An 18,068-nucleotide genomic window follows, 5' to 3' on the forward strand; every position below is an offset into this window, starting at 1 on the left:
CCCCCTATGAATCCCGCAGCGTTTTGCCGGTGAGCCGGAGGAAAATGCTTTCCAGATTGGCTTCCTCGAAATGAATGCCCTTAATGGTGATACCGGTTTTCCTGATATCATCCGCAATATCAAGGATATTGCGATCTGCCGCAGAGACGAGCATCGTAATGGTCTGCTGGCTGACAGCAGCCTCGGCAACACCGGGAATGCGGCGGATTTTTTTAACGGCATCATCATTCAGCCCCTCTGCATTCACGATCAAGGTATCAGAGGCTTTGGCTGACTGCTTCAATTCGTCTTTCGTCCCGCAGGCAATGATTGAGCCGTGATCCATGATCGCCGCTTTTTCACAGAGGTATTCGACCTCTTCCATGTAATGACTCGTGTAGATGACGGTCATCCCTTTTTCTTGATTTAACGTCTTCACGGTTTGAAGAATATGATGTCTGGATTGCGGATCAATTCCGACGGTCGGTTCATCTAAAATGAATAGTTTCGGTTCATTCATTAGCGCGGCACCGATATTCACCCGTCTTTTCATACCGCCTGAAAATTCAGATATCCTTTGATTTCGCTGTTCCTTTAATTCGATGATGTCCAGCACTTCATCAACCCGTTTACAAAGCTCCTTACCGGAAAGTCCGTACAGACTCCCGAAAAAAGCCAGATTATCCTTTGCGCTTAACGCTTGATATAAAGCGATTTCCTGCGGGACGACTCCCATCACTTTTTTTATGGCCGCAGGCTGCTCCTGTAATGAGGTTCCGTCAATGCAGATTGTTCCGCCCGTCGGCGGGAGCACGGTGCTGATCATCGACACCGTTGTTGATTTACCGGCGCCGTTTGGTCCCAGCAGACCGAATATCTCGCCTTTTTCGACGCGCAGTGATATATGATTGACAGCGGTAAAATCGCCGTACTTCTTTGTCAAATCCGTTAATTCGAGCATTCATGCAGCACTCCTTGTGTCATGTCTGCACTTATTCTACTCTCGGCAATCCTTGTTTTCTATTCACTTTCGTACTCGATATGGATATTACTTTCGTCATATGTTTAGTGATAAAAAGAGAGAGAGGAGGGTGAAGCGGGGTTATAGCAATTTTTGCAAATATAAAGTAAGCTCGGTTCTGTTTGACACTTCAAGTTTATCGAGGATTCTGGATACATAGTTTTTCACAGTGCCTTCAGTCAGAAATAAGTCTGCGGCAATGCGTTTATTGCTTTTGCCTTCCATAATGTGTTTCGCCACATCAAGCTCTCTCGGCGTGAGAATCTCCGTCAGCTTTGACTGCGGCTCTTCCTGCACCGCAGGGATCTCCATATTGTTCAGCGCTTTTACGACGGAAACCGTGATTTTGGGATTCAGCATCATCTTCCCTTCATAAACGGCTTGAAGGGAGGCGATAATTTCATCTGAATCAGCATCCTTCAAGAGATAGCCGTCGGCTCCGCTTTTCAGCCCGGCAAAAATATAGTGATCATCTTCAAACGTTGTCAGAATGATGACTTTTACGGACGGATATCGCGCTTTTACCGCTTTTGTCGTTTCGATTCCGTCCATACCGGGCATTCTGATATCCATCAAAATCACATCAGTTTCGGTTTGAGAAAGCAGCCGGAGAACCTCTTCGCCGCAAGAAGCCTCTCCCGATATTTGAATTCCTTCGTGAAGACTCAGAATCATTTTCAGCCCCTCTCTCACAATGGACTGGTCGTCTGCAATCATGACATTCACTTGATTAATCCTCCTTGCACGGAAACCTTATTTTCACGTCAAAACCCGTTTCCTTCCCAGACGAGAAAACAGCCTCTCCGCCAAGTGCGGCTGCTCTTTTCTCAATTCCTTTCAGACCATTTGATTTTATGATCGTTCCGCAGGCTGAGCCGTTATTATGAATATGCGCCAATATCATGTTTCGGTTTTTTTGAATCCGGACAGAAACATATGAAGCATGTCCATGCTTTATCGCATTCGTAATCGTTTCCTGAACGGATTGATAAAGACAATGCTTCACATCCGGCTGTTCCGCTTCTATGGCCGCGTCCATCTCCAGCTCGAAGCATATGCCTCCCGCCTCTTGAAAATGGCTGAAAATGTCACGGAGCTCTTGCTCAAATCCCCGCCCCGGCAAAGAGCCCTGCAGCAGCATAACGGCCTGGCGAAGCTTTAAAATGGATTCTTTCGTAAGATCATGCGCCTTATGAATGATCTGCTTCACTTTGTCCGGCTGATGCCCGGCTGTCTTCCCGGCAAATTCCAAATTCATTTTCAGAGCAGCCAGATAATGACCGAGAGAATCATGCAGCTCCTGCGCAATTCTTGTTCTTTCTTTCGTAACGGCCAGTTCCTCAATCCGGTCTGAATATTCCTTCAGTGTATCATTAGCGATCTCCAGCTCTCGGTTCAGCAATTCAACCTTCGACTTCTCCTGCAGGTTTTTCCGATATAAATAAATCACCGCAAACATGATGAAGTATGGCGGCACGATATCACTGACACCCGCCCCGCCGGCGTATAAAGCTGCGGCAAATGCGGCGGCATTCATCGTTAACAAAACAGCCGAAATCTGCTTATCAGTAATAAGCACCTCCGCCAATAAAAGCACCATTACGGCCTGTGTCCCCACACTATAGACATTGTACAAAAGAACTCCCGCCATAACGCTGCTCAGGAGAAAAGAGCCTTGATATATAGCCGGCCTTCTCTTCATATACAGCGGCCGCAGGCAGTCATTAGCCGTCAGCATCATCACGAGCACAGACAAAAAAACCTTCAGCTCCCCCCGGCCGGGAGGAAGCTGAAGAATCGCATGAAAGATTGATAGTAATGCAAAACCCCTGATCAGTAACTTCGTATGTGCAATCTTCATCGTATTCTCCTTACAAATGAGCGGCGGCTTTCCGCTCCACGTTCAGCACATCATACAGCTCATCAAGCGAATGAATTTCATACGTCGGGATGATTCCGGACTCATTTGCTTTCTTTCCGGGATTAAACCAGCACGTATCAATTCCCGCCATCTGACCGCCTTTTATGTCCGCGCTCAGTGAATCGCCGATAATAAGTCCGCCCTCGGCAGAAAAACCGGGAATTCTCGCAAACACGTAATCAAAGTATTCCTTCATCGGCTTTTGAAAACCCGTGTCCTCAGATACAAACACATCTTTAAAGAACGGATACAGACCGGAGTCGCCCAGCCGCTTATATTGTGATCTTGAGACGCCGTTCGTCACGATGTATAAATCAAATAAAGGACTCAGCCGTTCAATCAGCTCATAAGCTCCGTCTATCATCTGGTGCCCTTCTTCTAAGTATTGGCGGTACGCCTGATTCATCAGCACGCCGTCGGCTTCGAGGCCGTATTCTTTAAACAAAAGGGCAAACCGTGTATTCACCACTTCATCGCGGGTCATTTCCCCCTCTTCAAACGCCTTCCACAGCCCTTGATTTAACGCTTTATAACGGGCTTCCACCTCTGCCGTCAGGTCCAGCTTTGAACCTTGAAACAATTTTTGAAGAGCATCGGTTTCTGAAGCGGTAAAATCCAGCAGCGTATTGTCTATATCAAATAATAACGTACGGTAATGACTCATCGATGTTTCCCCCGGTTCTGCTTTTTTTAACCAGTATACCACTCGCGGACAAGCCGAAAAAGACACCCCTGTAAGAGAGGTGTCTTTTTGAATTATACAGCGTCTTCTATTTTCGATTTTTCACCAGGCACGCGCTTGCCGATACCGAACGCATAATAGCTGACCGTCACAATCGCCAGGAAAATCACCCCGACAACCAAAGAAATCCGCGTATCTTTGTTAAACCACATGCCGATCAATACCATGAGTAAGAAAGCGATCGTCAAATAGTTTGTAAACGGCGCAAAAGGCATCTTAAACGGATGCTTATCAAGCTCAGCGCCCTTCGCTCTTCTGAAACCGAGATGGCTGATTAAAATGACGAACCACGGAATCATTCCCGGCAGCACACTCGCGCTGTACACATAGACAAAAACTTTCGGAGGCGCGATGTAGTTCAGCACGACACCGATCACAAGTCCGATTAATACCGCAAGCGTACCGAATATCGGCACACCGCTCGAAGAAACTTTCTTAAAGAATTTCGGGGCCTGTCCGTTCACGCCCAATGTATAAAGCATGCGTCCCGCACTGAAAATCCCGCTGTTGCATCCGGACATCGCAGCGGTAATCACAACAAAGTTAATCAAACCGGCCGCCGCCGTAATCCCGACTTTCGCAAATGTCGAAACAAACGGACTGCCGAGTGAGTGAAGCTCATTCCACGGATATACGGTAACGATTACGAAAATCGCACCGATGTAGAAAATTAAAATCCGCCAAATAATACTCTGAATCGCGCTTCGCAGCGTTTTTTGCGGGTCCTTCGCTTCTCCTGCCGTAATCCCGATCAGCTCGACCCCTTGATAGGCCGCAACGACCAAAGACAAAGCAAAGAAAAATCCTGAAAAACCATTTGTAAAGAAACCGCCGTGCGACCATAAATTAGATAATCCGATCGCATGCCCTCCGTTACCGAAACCGAAGAAAATAATCCCGATTCCGGCCACAATCATCAGAATAATGGTGACGATTTTGATCATGGCAAACCAAAATTCAAACTCACCGAAAGATTTTACCGAAATTAAATTCGCCGCACCGAGAATGGCCATGGCGATAATGCCGGGAATCCATGCCGGCAGATCAGGAAACCAATATTTCATATACGAACCGACGGCGATAATTTCAGACATCCCGACGATCACCCATTGAAACCAGTTGCTCCACGCCGTCATATAGCCGGCTAACGGATGTATATACTTATGGCCGAATGTCGCAAACGACCCTGTACTCGGCTCTACATAGAGCATTTCGCCCATCGCACGCATGATAAAAAAGATAAAGATACCTGAGATCGCATAAGCCAGCAGGACAGACGGCCCGGTCCATCCGATCGTGCTGGATGACCCCATGAATAAACCGACACCGATCGTGCCGCCCAGCGCAATCATCTGTATATGACGCGCGCCTAAGCCTCTCTTTAATTCTTTGTTTGCCACTTCGCTTCCTCCTCTTAACAGCTCTGATATATGTGAAATAATGAAGCAGAAGGTGCACCTGTTGAACCTAACTCACTCTTCATTTCCCGCAATATTAGAAATATTCTAGCTTTCTATTGTTATATAATCTCCAATTTCCTTATTCCATCATAATAAATTTTCGTGGAAAATACAATTGTTTTTTTCAGGTAAACACCTTGCACCCTAAACCAACAGACTAAAAATAAAGCGCTTTCATTTTTATTGAATTATGAATATTGAGATAATAAATGCCGCAGCCTCCGAGAAACAGGATGTCCCTGGAGAAACATGTTCCGCCCCCTATTCAATATTATTTTTGCTAAGCAGAATGGCGTAAAGTCTTACTCTCTTCCATTCTCCCTTGTATACGCCATAATCCTGCTTAACCCGGCAAAAATCATGCATTAATCGATAAATGCCTCATTCAGCCGCAGCAAAAGCCGGCCGAACATTTCTTTTTCATCGCCTGACCAATCGTCAAGCATATGTCGGTATCGATCAAGACGCATCTTTTTATCAGCTTTTAACCTCTGTTTGCCAAGCTTCGTAATCGCAAACAGACTGACCCGCCCGTCAGAAGGATCGGAAAAACGCTGGATCAGCTCTTTCGACTCCAAGGCCGCGGCCTGGCGAGACAATGTGGAAATATCCAGCTTAAAAGATTCGGCTAATTCCTTTACACGCGCCGGTCCGAATTCATCCAGCTGCCGTAATAACAAATACGCAGCCCTTTCCAGATGTCCGATTTTACGGTCGGAGTTATCAAGATAAACAGCTCTCCTGATAAAAGTGGTGAGCTCATATTCAATTAATTCAATCGGATCTTGTTTTGACAACAGCCTCACTCCTTACAATTGACAACAGCAATATTAGTTGTATAATACAAACATATGCACATTTACTCAGAAAACATATAGAAAGATTTTGCATACATATATTTGTATAGTACAAATATATGCGCAAAAAGTAAAGAAACATATCGAAGCATCAAGAAAGGGGGAAGCTGCTCTTCTCCAAAGAACAGCATTGTCGTGAAAGTCATACGCATCATCTTGCAAATCATTATTTTATTCGCATTTTCCTTTATCGGGGGAGCCGTTCAGCAGTTCTTTCACCTGCCCATTCCCGGAAGTATCATCGGTTTGATCCTGCTGATCATATGTTTATCGGTTAAGATCATTCCCGTCAAAATGATTGAAGACGGAGCCGGATTTTTGCTGTCTTTTCTTCCGCTGTTATTCATTCCGGCCATGACGGGCGTCATCAATTACCCGTCACTGTTTTCCGCCAGCGGGGCTGCTCTGTTTCTGATCATCGTGCTGAGCACCATCGTCACAATGATCGCCGCAGGGTACGCCAGCCAGCTGTTAGAGCACAAAGCCAATCAGAGAAAGGAGAAAAAGAAGTGCAGCAAGCATGTATCGCAATCTTTATAATTTTGTTCACGGCCGCCGCCTATCTGGCTATGGTGAAATTATATGTGCGCTTTCCATATCCCTTTCTCATACCGGTTTTGACGACTACGATTTTCATTATCGCCGTGCTGCTTGTTTTTCATATTTCGTATAAAGACTATATGATCGGCGGACAATGGATCAATTCACTGCTCGGCCCCGCCGTGGTGGCTTTGGCATACCCGCTTTATAAGCAGCGCCGGGTGTTAATCAAGTATATGTTTCCGATCATCGGCGGCGTGTTGGCCGGTTTATTCTCCGGAATGGTCAGCGGCCTGCTATTTGCAGAGCTGTTCGGCATCAGCCGGAGTTTGATTTTGTCAATCATCCCAAAATCAATTACGACGCCTGTCGCCATACAGATTGCGTCCGGTATCGGCGGTGTCCCTTCCATGACAGTCGTGTTCGTGATGATCGCAGGGTTTTCCGGCGTTATCTTAGGACCGCTGCTTCTCAAGTGGATCCGCATCCGCAGCTCACTCGGGAAAGGAATTGCATTCGGGAGCGCTTCCCATGCGCTCGGCACCTCAAAAGCAATGGAGTACGGAGAATTAACGGTCTCCATGAGTTCTGTTTCCATGACGCTCTGCGCCGTGTTAGGGTCGGTCTTCGGCCCCGTCGTAGCATGGATGTTTCAAATTTAAAGCTGACAGTTCTCCGTCAGCTTTTTTCATGTGCGGATCATCTCATTTCTTCCATTATTATGTTTCATTTGTAAGAATAATGGTAAAGTAGAAAACAAGGAGGGATTTAATGATGACTGGAGCAATTCCGCAAAAGAAACTGCTGGATGGGACAAGCATTCCCGCGATCGGCTTCGGTACATACGCTCTTAATGGAAACAATGGCGTTCATGCCATTACCAGCGCCATTGATATCGGCTACCGTCTGATTGACACCGCTTATAACTATGAAAATGAAGGGACGGTCGGAGAAGCCATCCGCAGAAGCTCTGTTCCGAGAGAACAGCTATACGTGACGTCCAAGCTGCCCGGACGCTACCATGACTATGACAAAGCTGTACAAACCATCCAAGAATCTTTATACCGCGCCGGTCTGGACTACTATGACCTGTATCTCGTCCATTGGCCGAATCCGAAACAAGACCGCTACACGGAAGCATGGCAGGCACTGATTGATGCGAAAAAATGGGGCCTGATCCGATCCATCGGCGTCTGCAATTTCCTGCCTGAGCATATCGAACGGCTCGAACGTGAAACCGGCGTAAAGCCAGGCATCAACCAAATTGAACTGCATCCCGCTTTTAATCAGCAGCAGCAGCGCCAATGGCACGAAGAACAGGGCATCGTGACAGAATCATGGAGTCCGTTATCCCGCGCCGGTGAAGTATTAAACGATCAAAAACTCGGACAGATTGCGGACAAATACGGCAAAACCATTTCTCAAGTCATTTTACGCTGGCATATCCAGCTGGGCGCCATCCCGATTCCAAAATCAGCATCGCCCGAGCGCCAGCTTGAAAACATCTCCGTTTTTGATTTCTCTCTTGATGAAAACGACATGAACATCATCGACTCGCTTACCCGCCCCGACGGACGCATAAACGGCCAAGACCCGGCGGAGTATGAGGAGTTTTAAGAAAACACATAAAGAAAAGCTGACGGCATCATTCGTCAGCTTTTTTCTCAATTTATATACGCACACCCAGCTCCCGTTTCCATTCAGAAAGCCAACCTGTATCCCCAGATCCGTATTGCCTGCTTTGACCGACATCACGCAGAGATCCGTTTTTATACTCAATGGACAGCACCAAATCAGGAATGGTATCATAACCCGTTCTCGCAAGCTTCGTGAGCCCCTGTCCGTAATGGGCGGCCGCTTCTGCCGCCGTATGCTTCAACAAAGGATCGAGCTGCAGCGCTTCCTTATAGACGTCTAAAAGGTCACGGCCGTCTTCTGTGACATACTTTCCGTCCACGATCTGCAAGTCTTTCAGATGATAGCCGGTCACCTCATACATTTCCCGAACGACTTGATATTTCTCATATGTTTCCGGCGTAAACTGCGAGGAGTCATCACTCCGGCTGCGAATGATGTGCGCAAACAGCTCTTTGCTGTTTTCCCCGGAGTTTAAGACGGCTTCAATCTGCTGAGTGAGCTCTTTATCGTCAGTCCCGCTCACTTTTAACAGATAATCAATCGGTGATATCGTAAATGTAAGATTCGCACCCTCCGGAATCTGAATATGATTCCGATGAAAAAGCATATCAATCTGCTGATTCACCTGCGCCCGCTGAAACACCCTTTCATTTTCGACTTGAATCTCTCCGTTGAGCGTTTCACCCCGAAACGCCGCATCACGGAAATCATAGCTCTGGGCTTTTCCCTTAAACAGCCATTCCGTTTCGTTATGATAAGCGGCCTGACGCTCTGATTCTGATAAATCACTCCTGAAATAAGGTGAATCGGCACGCTGGTATTTGTCCTTAATATAACGTAAAGGATCTGATTTTCGTTTATTGATTTCATTGATACGGCTGTATTTCTCATCAAGAATCTTGCTCGCAATATCACTCTCAGACTCATACGGATTATCAGCGTCTATTACCGTCTCATTCCCATTATCCGTAATCGTTTTCTGATTTGCAGATTGATATAAACGGGACAGGCTGCTCCCTTTCTCAGTGACACCGCTCCTTGAATAATTCATCTGGCTCAGATCGCGGGTCCCGCTTGCCTGAATCAATAAGCTGTCCGGCCCTTTTGCCGCATCTTTCCCATTTGTTTTGGAAGAATACCGCTGAAGCACTTGCTGAGCCATTACTTGATTTTTTATATAACGAGCGTTTAGGCGCATGTTTTTAACCTCCGCTTGAGATGATGTTCTAGTGTTTGTATCGGCTGTTTCCCAGTTGATTTTAACCTAAAATAACAAATGTTTACATCATGAGGGTTTTTATGTATGATGTAGTCAAAAAGGGGGATTTTTCCATGAAAAAGTATGTTTCTATGCTATTTGTCAGTGCAATCGTATTATCAGGCGTATTGATTGCACCTTCAGCCTCAGCCTCTGCGTCTCAAAAGAACTCATCACAAATAAGCGCTATTACAGGAAATCACTCATTTGAAACTGCCAATCCAGTAGGCTACTGGAAATATAAAAATATTGATACTGCCATATTGCCGGAAGGGGAAAAAGAATCGTACTTCACTTTCACGGCAAATAAGGGAGAAAGACTCTATGTCAGGAGCTCAACAAGAAGTGAATACAAGGGAATGAGCATTGAAATTTATAATAAAAACAAAGTGCTGATCAGTAAAGGCACAGAAGTGATAAACCCTGATACGCCGCTTCCTTTTATCTATGCCATTACAGATGCGAAAGAAAACAACGAGACGTTCTACGTGAAAGTGTCCCGCGGCTCATACACTGACGATATATACTTTACACTCTCCATTTACGATCGAATCAAAACCGGAAGCGAGACCTTCTCATTCAGCGGCACGGCTGAAAATAAAGGAAATACAAGCCTCAGTTCGAATGGATCAGATTCAACTGTTCTCAGGCTCGACTTAACCAAACAAACAAGCATTCCAAAAGACGCCATAGTGAAAAGAATCAGTACCGCCGCGACTCAAACACCAAGCCAAGGAAACACAAGACACTGCATAATGTCTGAAGAAAATAAAGTGTGGCACCACGCACTCGCAAACAGCTCCACTCAAGGAAATTACGATATCACACTGGATGATAACCTCTCAGTCTCAAGCATCTGGAATTTTAAATACAACACACTCGCAACAGCAAAATCGACTATGAAAAATGTAAAATTGAAGATTGATTATGAGTACGATGTGACAACGCAGTTTTAATTAGAAGAACAGCCGCCCATTATGCGGGCGGCTGTCTGCTTGAAGTTTAAGTGAATTTATGAGCCCGTTCCTTGCCTTATCCTGTTGTAAATTCTTTTTTATGATAGATAGCCGCAGCAATGAAAAATGAAATGATATATAAGATAACGCCGATCATGAGATATATAATCGGAACATATAAAGAAGGATTTATGTGCAAAAATGACAGCGGTACTTGTTCTGCTGCATACCCAACGACACTTTGCAATCCAAAGGTAGCAAAAAGTCCCCCCATTGCACCTCCAATCACGATAGCATCGGATTTTTCCGGGCCTATCATGTAGAGAAGAGGATAAACGATTGCACCGGCAAAGAGAACGATGAACGTTCCAAAAGAGACAATATTCAATATGCCGTCAATTGGTTCATCAGAACCCAGGCTGTATACAAGGAAAATACCATAAGATATTACAGCTCCGATCACAACAATCAAAAGATAAAAGACATAGTGACTTTGAACAATATTTGTTCTGCTGACCGGTAAAGTCAGGACATACCTGTCATAGCCAGACTTGCTCTCATACTTTATAACCTCAAGTGCGGGCATGACGACAAACAAAATAATCAGCATAGCAACAAAACGATGCATTGAAGCATCCCCAAAATAAAAAATGACTGCTGATACCAATATGGCCAACCCCGTGTATGCAAAGAAACTCCGATAAACCAAGTAATAGTTAGTCAGTAACAGACCTCTCAATGTTTTCACTCCTCGTTAAAAAGACGCTGATTTCTTCTATGGAAATGGTGTTGGCCGTTACGCCATTCGGCAATTTCTGTTGATCCGATACAAGCACACTCCAATAAGATCCATGATTCCTTTTTGCTAGAACGATATCTTCGTCAAGCTCAGCCAATCGGCCTTCATCAACGTCTATAACAGTATAGCTTTCAAGAACCTTGTCTTTCTCTTCATTTAATAAAATTTCGCCATCTTTCATCATAATGATATGGCTGGCTATCTTCTCGACATCAGTCATAATGTGCGATGAAAGTAAAATACCGCCGTTGCTTTTACTCACAAAGCTTTTTAATTCATTTAACAGAGCATCTCTTGAAGAGGGATCAAGCCCTCCCGTTGCTTCATCCAGGAGTAATAATTTTGCATTATGCGACAAAGCAACAGCTACTGATAACTTCATTGACATGCCGCGCGAGAATGTATTCACTTTTTTGTCCATAGGTAAAGAGAAAGAATGAACCAACCGATAAAAATTGTCTTGGTCCCAAGCACCGAATAGTTTTTTAAATACATGATTCAGCTGTTTTATCGTAAGATGCGCGGGCAGATTCATCGCATCAAATACGACCCCTATATCTTCTTTGAACTTTATATGTTTATCCAGATTCTCTTTACCAAAGATTTTCACTTTACCTCTATCCTGAGAGATTAACCCTAATATCGTTTTAAATGTTGTTGACTTGCCTGCGCCGTTATCACCGATAAAACCGACAATTGATCCGGCAGGCACATTGAATGTAACATCCTTTAAAACAACTTTATGACCAAAAGATTTGCTGATGTTTCTGATTTCTAAAAGGTTTGACATCATTCCACTCCTATCATTGTTGTCAGGACTTTTTTAAGAATTGAACCGGATTATTGAAAAAATGTTGTTATTTTCATATCTAGTCGAGGTATTCATAATGGATCAGGAGTCGGCAAATACAACAGGGATTTTAAGGTCTTTTTTAATCATAATTTGGATGTGTAATCGATTGATTACGGTTATATAATGGAATATTCATGATGAAAATTGCTGGAGGTGATTACTTTCCGATGAGGCATGCACAAAAACGATTTACCAATGATTACATTTATGGATATTAACTGGAATGCATCTCGTATTATAAGGCAGGTGTTAATCCTTTTCAATATATAAAAGGGGATTTCTTTACAAATATAAAAATCTTCCGGTCAATCGAAAAGGTGTGCACTTCTAACTTTCATAAAAAACCCCTCTGGTTTATCTCAGAGGGGCTAATTTTCCCACTTAAAATAAATTTGTTGTATTATAAATCATTTAAAACTTCTTTGCATAAAGCTTACCAAAGATATCTTCGTATTTTTCAAATGGCAGATACCTTAGTTTTTTTTCAAATAAGCTATAAATACATTCTTTCATTCCTTTATTATTCATTAAAGATTCTATCTCTTCTTCCTTTAGATATGAAAGTAAATCTATATCAGTTAATTTAAGATTCTTCGTATTAAAAACTAAATCAAAATACTCTGAGTAACCACCAAAAACATCCACAAACTCTTCCAATTCCTCTTTTTTAAGCTTATTTCTCCTATATAAATCTGTTAATATATTCAGGTTTCTTTCAATAGGATCCGGATGTACTTTAACAGCTTTATTTTCATTCTTTATTTTAACAACTGTATCTTCTATAATTTTTTTATTAATTTCTTTGTCCTCAGTAATAACATCGTTAATTGAAATTATATAATAAAAATTCAACTCATTAAATTGCAATAATCCTTCTTTGCTTTTAATTTTTTCTACTAAACTTTCAATTACTTTAATTATTATATTCTTGTATTCTTCAGATATAGCCTTTAGTATCGGAACTATTAAATTTTCAAAAACAGTATATAAAATATCATATTCTTTTTCTTCATAGGATTTCTTTATTAAAATTACATAACTAGAGGTTATATCCTTATTTATAGGATACTCATTGTAATTTACATATATATTAGTTAAATTTTTATACAGTCCATTGTTATCAAATTCAATTATCCTGCTATTTCGCATGTATATTTCTAAATACTTTTCTAAATAATCCAATACTGTACTTTGTGCTAAAATTTCTTTGTTTGCTACTGCCACTATAAATTTATTTATATATTTAAATTCATTTAAATTTATACTTTCGTTGAGGAGTAATAACAACTTACCTGCAATAAGATTCGCCTGTTCAAAGTCTAGATTTGTTTTTGAAGTTAATACTATTATATTGTAAAAATAATGCTCACTTTTTTTCTTATTGCGATTATTTAGAATATTATCAATCACTTTGTCCAAAACCTTCATAATATACTCAAAAGCTGAATTTTCAAGTTTTAATTCTCTAAGATTATACTCTACCAAAACATTTTCAAAGTCACTAGTTTTTAATTTTGTTATTATTATATATACTTCATATAGATCTAATTTTTCTATTTTATTTAAGGATACTTTGTTAAAAAAACTCTTCGAATTATTTGATTGGGTACTGTAGCTCGCAAAAATGCCTTCTACAAAACTTAAATACAGGCTTTGAATCTCTTTGTATTTATTTATACATAGATAATTCGCTTCTACGAAAAGCCAAATATTGCTAATCATATGAAAATTTTTATTGAGTGAGCTATTAAAAGAAAATCCTCCATTTTCCACAGTACGTTTTGTTTCCTTTAATGTGTCCACTTCTTTATTCAATTTATTTTGTACTTTATATATTAAATTAAAATCTTGAAGCTCTTTTAAAAATTCTATGCTCTTTCTTTCTCTATTGGGGAGATTTGCATAAATATTTTCAAGATCTAGTTCTTTAAGTTCCATTTCAATATTGTTATTCACATTATAATATCCATTTACTAAAAACTTCCCAACATGCTTCCTGTTAAATTCCGAAATATAATAAATCAAAAACTCCTTATCTTGAAAAGCTTTCAATGAAATCGTCTTATAATATTTATAGGCATCGTAAAACTTATCACATTCACAATAAGCAAATGCCTGTTTTAACATGAGAAAATAATCTTCTCCCTCTATAAGGCTTGTAAAACTATTTATATCTATAGGATCTATTAAACTATCTTGATCTATTATTCTAGCCCTTAGATTAGCTAGGTAATTATCTTGATTATCAATACTGAATATTATTTGTTTTTCCCTAGACACGCCCTGTATATTTGCTTTTTTAAATATCATTATGATTTTCTGAAAAATCCAATTATCTTTATATGTGTCATGGTTAGAAAATACCCTTGATAAACCATTCTCTCCATTTAGAATAGTTAAAGTTCTATCACCAAATAAATCATATCCTACAGATTTTAACCCTAAGTTCTTTACAATTTGCTCAGGCATTATAAAATTTAACTTTTCAAAACAACTAATTTTATTATAGATAATTTCTAAGTCACTCATTTTCGTCATTTTATCAAAAGAATTAAAATAACTTAATACATCAAATAATCTATTACCTCTCCAATTAGATATATCAAAAATATTATTATTCGGCATATTACTTATTTCATCATAATATAAAATGTTAATTCCGCGATTTTTATAGTACGCATGTTCCATCCGTGAGTACTTCTTACTACTCTCAATTAGATATGCTGGTTGAAAATGATTTCTTAAAATATTTTTAACCCATTGAAAAATCAAATTGAAATTTGAATCATTTATCGAATATCCTATAAATAAAACTGTATTTGTGGCAATCAAAGCTTTAATATAACTTTCAATCAACGTGAAATTAGAAGAATAATTCAAATAGTCATCTTCCTTTAGTACAATGTTTCTGTTTTCAAAATCGCCATGCATTTTAATAATAGTTTTATTAAAATTATCATATGGAAGATCTAAATCGTGTTTTACAGTATGAAAAAACTGTCCTTCTTCAATAGCTGCTTCTTCCAGCAAAGTATCATAGTTAGTTGTAATAATATGAGTTGGTTTAAGTTTAAAAATCTCCTTATGTATAGGATTTGGTTTATATTTCTTTTTTGAAAAAACTTCATTCATTTTTTCAAAATATTCTTTTTCTCCTCTTTCATTAAAATAATATTGAGGAATTTTCATATATAAATCTGGAGATCTGTCTACATCAAATTCTCCCAAATCTTGTGCAAATTCTTTAATTAATTCATTCCAAGTTGGAATTCCTGAATTTGCTGAAACCCCCGCACCTACGAATACCACTAGTTTATTGTTTTCGCTTGCCTCTTGGATTTTTGTTATACTCGTATCTAAAAAATAGTCACTCAATTTATCTTCCTCCTAAACTTAAAATTCGATTCTAATCTAACTTTCCTTTCATATGAATCTTGATCTACATATTTTAAGTTTTAAAATTAAATGTCTACATAACCGGAAAGTAATGACCTCGGTTCTTTCAAATTAATACGATTGATATGAATCTACTTTTTCAGTTAATTCAAGGCACTGACCATTCTTTCAGCAATTTTTCATATTTTCTTTCCTTATTGGCCCAAATAGGATTGTCCAGTACTGTGACTATTCCCCAAAGGTCAGGGTTCTTTAAATCTCCAAATCTTGAAACAGCAATCATTACCAGTTTTTTCGACATTACACAATTCTCGCATATTTATATGAACAAAACCATTCTTATAAGCAAGCTACTGTTACCTTATAACTCATCTCCAAATCATTAGCATTTTTAATAGTGAAAGGGAAGCTTTTACTATTAAAGTAAGCATAGTAGATATTTCCCACTCTAAAAGTACTGTACTTAGATTAAGATTTGCTTTTAGGGTTAAACCTACAGTTATAGCTCCTTTATTAGCGCAAGCTTATTAGCACTAAAAATTTGAATAGACCTATATATAGGACTCACATCTATAATACGTAACTATTGGCATAATTGTTATATTCAATTCCCGATTATATTCTCATAAACAAAAACATCCGTTCGCTTATTCTAATTATAAGCGAACGGATGTAAATCATTCAAATATTTAAACAACTATATTATCCGCTAAAGCTGTTTACCGTGAATTATTTATCCCTACTCCACAGTCACACTCTTCGCAAGGTTGCGCGGTTTATCAACGTCACAGCCGCGGTGCAGTGCAGCGTAGTAAGCGATCAGCTGCAATGGCACAACAGAAACCAGCGGAGCAAGTGCAGGGTTGACTTCCGGCAGGATGAATCTGTCGTCTGCGTCTTCTAAGCCTTTCAGCGAGATGATGCAAGTGTTGGCGCCGCGGGCTGCGACTTCCTTCACATTTCCGCGGATGCTCAGGTTGACGTGTTCTTGTGTCGCCAGTGCAAAGACCGGTGTTCCTTCTTCAATCAGAGCGATTGTTCCGTGCTTCAGCTCGCCGCCGGCGAAGCCTTCCGCTTGGATGTAAGAAATCTCTTTCAGCTTCAGGGCGCCTTCGACACACACGAAGTAGTCAAGGCCGCGGCCGATGAAGAAAGCGTTTCTTGAAACAGTCAGGTACTCACGCGCAATCATTTCCATTTCGTCCTTCTGGTCGCAGAGGGCTTCCATGGCGTTTGCCGCGATACCTAATTCTTTGACCAAATCAAAACCGATATCAACGCCGTTGCGTTCTGCTGCAACGGACGCAAGGATCGCGAGGACGGCAATCTGAGCCGTATACGCTTTTGTTGATGCAACCGCGATCTCAGGGCCTGCGTGCAGAAGCAATGTGTAATCCGCTTCACGGGAAAGGGTTGATCCCGGAACGTTTGTAATCGTCAGCGCTTTGTGACCCAGCGCTTTGACTTGAACAAGCACGGCGCGGCTGTCCGCTGTTTCCCCGCTTTGAGAAAGGAAGATAAAGAGCGGCTTCTTAGACAGAAGCGGCATGTTGTAAGAGAATTCACTCGCTACATGCACTTCAACCGGTACGTTTGCCCACATTTCAATATATTGTTTCCCGACAAGACCGGCATGGTAGCTCGTTCCGCAAGCCACGATATAAATGCGGTCCGCTTCCGCCACGGCGTCAGCGACATCGCCGGCCACGGCCAGTCTGCCGTTTTCGTCCTGATACGTTTGGATGATTTTGCGCATGACAAGCGGCTGCTCATCCGTTTCTTTTAACATGTAGTGAGGGTATGTGCCTTTTTCGATATCACTGGCGTCAAGCTCAGCGATATAAGACGCACGTGTCATGACTTCACCGTCAAGGTTTTTAATCACGGCTTCGTCTTTTGTCACGATCACCATTTCTTTGTCCAAAAGCTCAACGTATTCATTCGTTACTTGAAGCATAGCCATCGCGTCAGATGCCACGACGTTAAACGTATCTCCAAGGCCGATTAACAGAGGGCTTTTGTTTTTTGCAACGTAAATGGTGTCTGTGTTTTCACCGTCAAATAATGCAATTGCGTAAGAGCCTTTTAACAGAGTCAGTGTTTTGCGGAACGCTTCTTCTGTACTAAGTCCTCCCGCCACAAATTGCTCGATCATTTGAACGACTACTTCAGTGTCCGTGTCGCTTTTCAGTTCAACGTTTTCAAGATATTCGCGCTTCAGCTGAACATAGTTCTCGATCACACCGTTGTGAACAAGTGTAAAGCGGCCGAGTGCGCTTTGATGCGGGTGAGCGTTCAGGAAGCTTGGTTCGCCGTGAGTCGCCCAGCGTGTATGGCCGATTCCCGCTTGAGATTCAACCGTGTGATCCACCACTTCACGAAGGTCGGCGATGCGGCCTTTTTCTTTGTACACATGCACGCCCTGCTCATTCGCCACAGCGATACCGGCAGAGTCATAGCCGCGGTACTCAAGCTTCTCTAATCCTTTTAACAAAATCTCTTTCGCATCAAGCTGACCGATATAACCTACAATTCCACACATATTTTCTTCCTCCTAAAGGTGCAAAAGGAGACGAAGAAAGTCAAATTACAAGGGGACTTTCAATCGTCCCCTCCCACATGTTTTTTTGGAAGATCATGTGATTTCC

The 18,068-nt window shown here is 41.4% G+C and carries 16 protein-coding genes; 4 read left to right on the forward strand and 12 right to left on the reverse strand.

Annotation, left to right across the window (positions count from 1 at the left end):
- Positions 1 to 4 precede the first annotated feature (4 nt).
- The 6 genes from CXL14_RS02190 to CXL14_RS02215 all read right to left on the reverse strand — a co-directional run bounded on the left by CXL14_RS02190 (position 5) and on the right by CXL14_RS02215 (position 5,920).
- A complete protein-coding gene (locus tag CXL14_RS02190) occupies positions 5 to 940 on the reverse strand; it encodes an ABC transporter ATP-binding protein (protein ID WP_014416792.1) in 936 nt (311 codons plus the stop codon).
- A 141-nt stretch (positions 941 to 1,081) separates the two neighbouring features.
- Positions 1,082 to 1,726 carry a response regulator gene (locus tag CXL14_RS02195; protein WP_014416791.1) on the reverse strand — a complete coding sequence of 215 codons (645 nt, stop codon included), beginning with the start codon at positions 1,724 to 1,726 and terminating at the stop codon, positions 1,082 to 1,084.
- Positions 1,727 to 1,730: 4 nt separating this feature from the next.
- Complete coding sequence (locus CXL14_RS02200; protein ID WP_014416790.1) at positions 1,731 to 2,861, reverse strand: sensor histidine kinase; 1,131 nt, start codon at positions 2,859 to 2,861, stop codon at positions 1,731 to 1,733.
- A gap of 10 nt (positions 2,862 to 2,871) precedes the next feature.
- On the reverse strand, positions 2,872 to 3,585 hold the full coding sequence (locus CXL14_RS02205) for a YjjG family noncanonical pyrimidine nucleotidase (protein WP_014416789.1): 714 nt from the start codon (positions 3,583 to 3,585) through the stop codon (positions 2,872 to 2,874).
- Between the two features lie 92 nt (positions 3,586 to 3,677).
- Positions 3,678 to 5,063, reverse strand: coding sequence for an amino acid permease (locus tag CXL14_RS02210; protein WP_014416788.1), 1,386 nt, complete (start codon positions 5,061 to 5,063; stop codon positions 3,678 to 3,680).
- A 425-nt stretch (positions 5,064 to 5,488) separates the two neighbouring features.
- Positions 5,489 to 5,920 (reverse strand): MarR family winged helix-turn-helix transcriptional regulator, encoded by a 432-nt coding sequence (locus CXL14_RS02215; protein ID WP_014416787.1) that lies wholly within the window; start codon positions 5,918 to 5,920, stop codon positions 5,489 to 5,491.
- Between the two features lie 195 nt (positions 5,921 to 6,115).
- Between CXL14_RS02215 and CXL14_RS02220 the strand changes: the two genes are divergently transcribed.
- From CXL14_RS02220 to CXL14_RS02230, 3 genes are all read left to right on the forward strand, one after another.
- Positions 6,116 to 6,520 (forward strand): CidA/LrgA family holin-like protein, encoded by a 405-nt coding sequence (locus CXL14_RS02220; RefSeq protein WP_003156751.1) that lies wholly within the window; start codon positions 6,116 to 6,118, stop codon positions 6,518 to 6,520.
- Positions 6,490 to 7,182 (forward strand): LrgB family protein, encoded by a 693-nt coding sequence (locus CXL14_RS02225; protein WP_014416785.1) that lies wholly within the window; start codon positions 6,490 to 6,492, stop codon positions 7,180 to 7,182. The genes CXL14_RS02220 and CXL14_RS02225 overlap by 31 nt, the downstream gene beginning before the upstream one ends.
- 109 nt (positions 7,183 to 7,291) lie before the next feature.
- The gene (locus CXL14_RS02230; protein WP_014416784.1) at positions 7,292 to 8,137 is read left to right on the forward strand and encodes an aldo/keto reductase; all 846 of its coding nucleotides are present in this window, start codon (positions 7,292 to 7,294) and stop codon (positions 8,135 to 8,137) included.
- 52 nt (positions 8,138 to 8,189) lie between these two features.
- On the opposite strand, the gene CXL14_RS02235 is transcribed toward CXL14_RS02230, so the two are convergent.
- Entirely contained in the window at positions 8,190 to 9,356 is a 1,167-nt protein-coding gene (locus CXL14_RS02235; protein WP_014416783.1) for a DUF4885 family protein, read from the reverse strand.
- Positions 9,357 to 9,490: 134 nt separating this feature from the next.
- Between CXL14_RS02235 and CXL14_RS02240 the strand changes: the two genes are divergently transcribed.
- Positions 9,491 to 10,372 (forward strand): hypothetical protein, encoded by an 882-nt coding sequence (locus CXL14_RS02240; RefSeq protein WP_032863985.1) that lies wholly within the window; start codon positions 9,491 to 9,493, stop codon positions 10,370 to 10,372.
- 76 nt (positions 10,373 to 10,448) lie between these two features.
- Here CXL14_RS02240 and CXL14_RS02245 read toward each other — a convergent pair whose 3' ends face one another.
- From CXL14_RS02245 to glmS, 5 genes are all read right to left on the reverse strand, one after another.
- Complete coding sequence (locus CXL14_RS02245) at positions 10,449 to 11,111, reverse strand: ABC-2 transporter permease (protein WP_014416781.1); 663 nt, start codon at positions 11,109 to 11,111, stop codon at positions 10,449 to 10,451.
- Complete coding sequence (locus CXL14_RS02250) at positions 11,089 to 11,961, reverse strand: ABC transporter ATP-binding protein (protein ID WP_014720655.1); 873 nt, start codon at positions 11,959 to 11,961, stop codon at positions 11,089 to 11,091. Before CXL14_RS02250 ends, CXL14_RS02245 begins: the two co-directional genes overlap by 23 nt.
- A 474-nt stretch (positions 11,962 to 12,435) precedes the next feature.
- A complete protein-coding gene (locus CXL14_RS02255; protein WP_014416779.1) occupies positions 12,436 to 15,399 on the reverse strand; it encodes an SIR2 family protein in 2,964 nt (987 codons plus the stop codon).
- Positions 15,400 to 15,568: 169 nt separating this feature from the next.
- Entirely contained in the window at positions 15,569 to 15,721 is a 153-nt protein-coding gene (locus CXL14_RS20050; RefSeq protein ID WP_014720653.1) for a hypothetical protein, read from the reverse strand.
- Between the two features lie 438 nt (positions 15,722 to 16,159).
- Positions 16,160 to 17,962: a glutamine--fructose-6-phosphate transaminase (isomerizing) gene (gene glmS, locus CXL14_RS02260; protein ID WP_003156758.1), complete on the reverse strand. Its 1,803-nt coding sequence runs from the start codon at positions 17,960 to 17,962 to the stop codon at positions 16,160 to 16,162.
- Positions 17,963 to 18,068: the final 106 nt, after the last annotated feature.

The organism is Bacillus sp. SJ-10, assembly GCF_002843505.1.
GTDB lineage: Bacteria > Bacillota > Bacilli > Bacillales > Bacillaceae > Bacillus > Bacillus velezensis.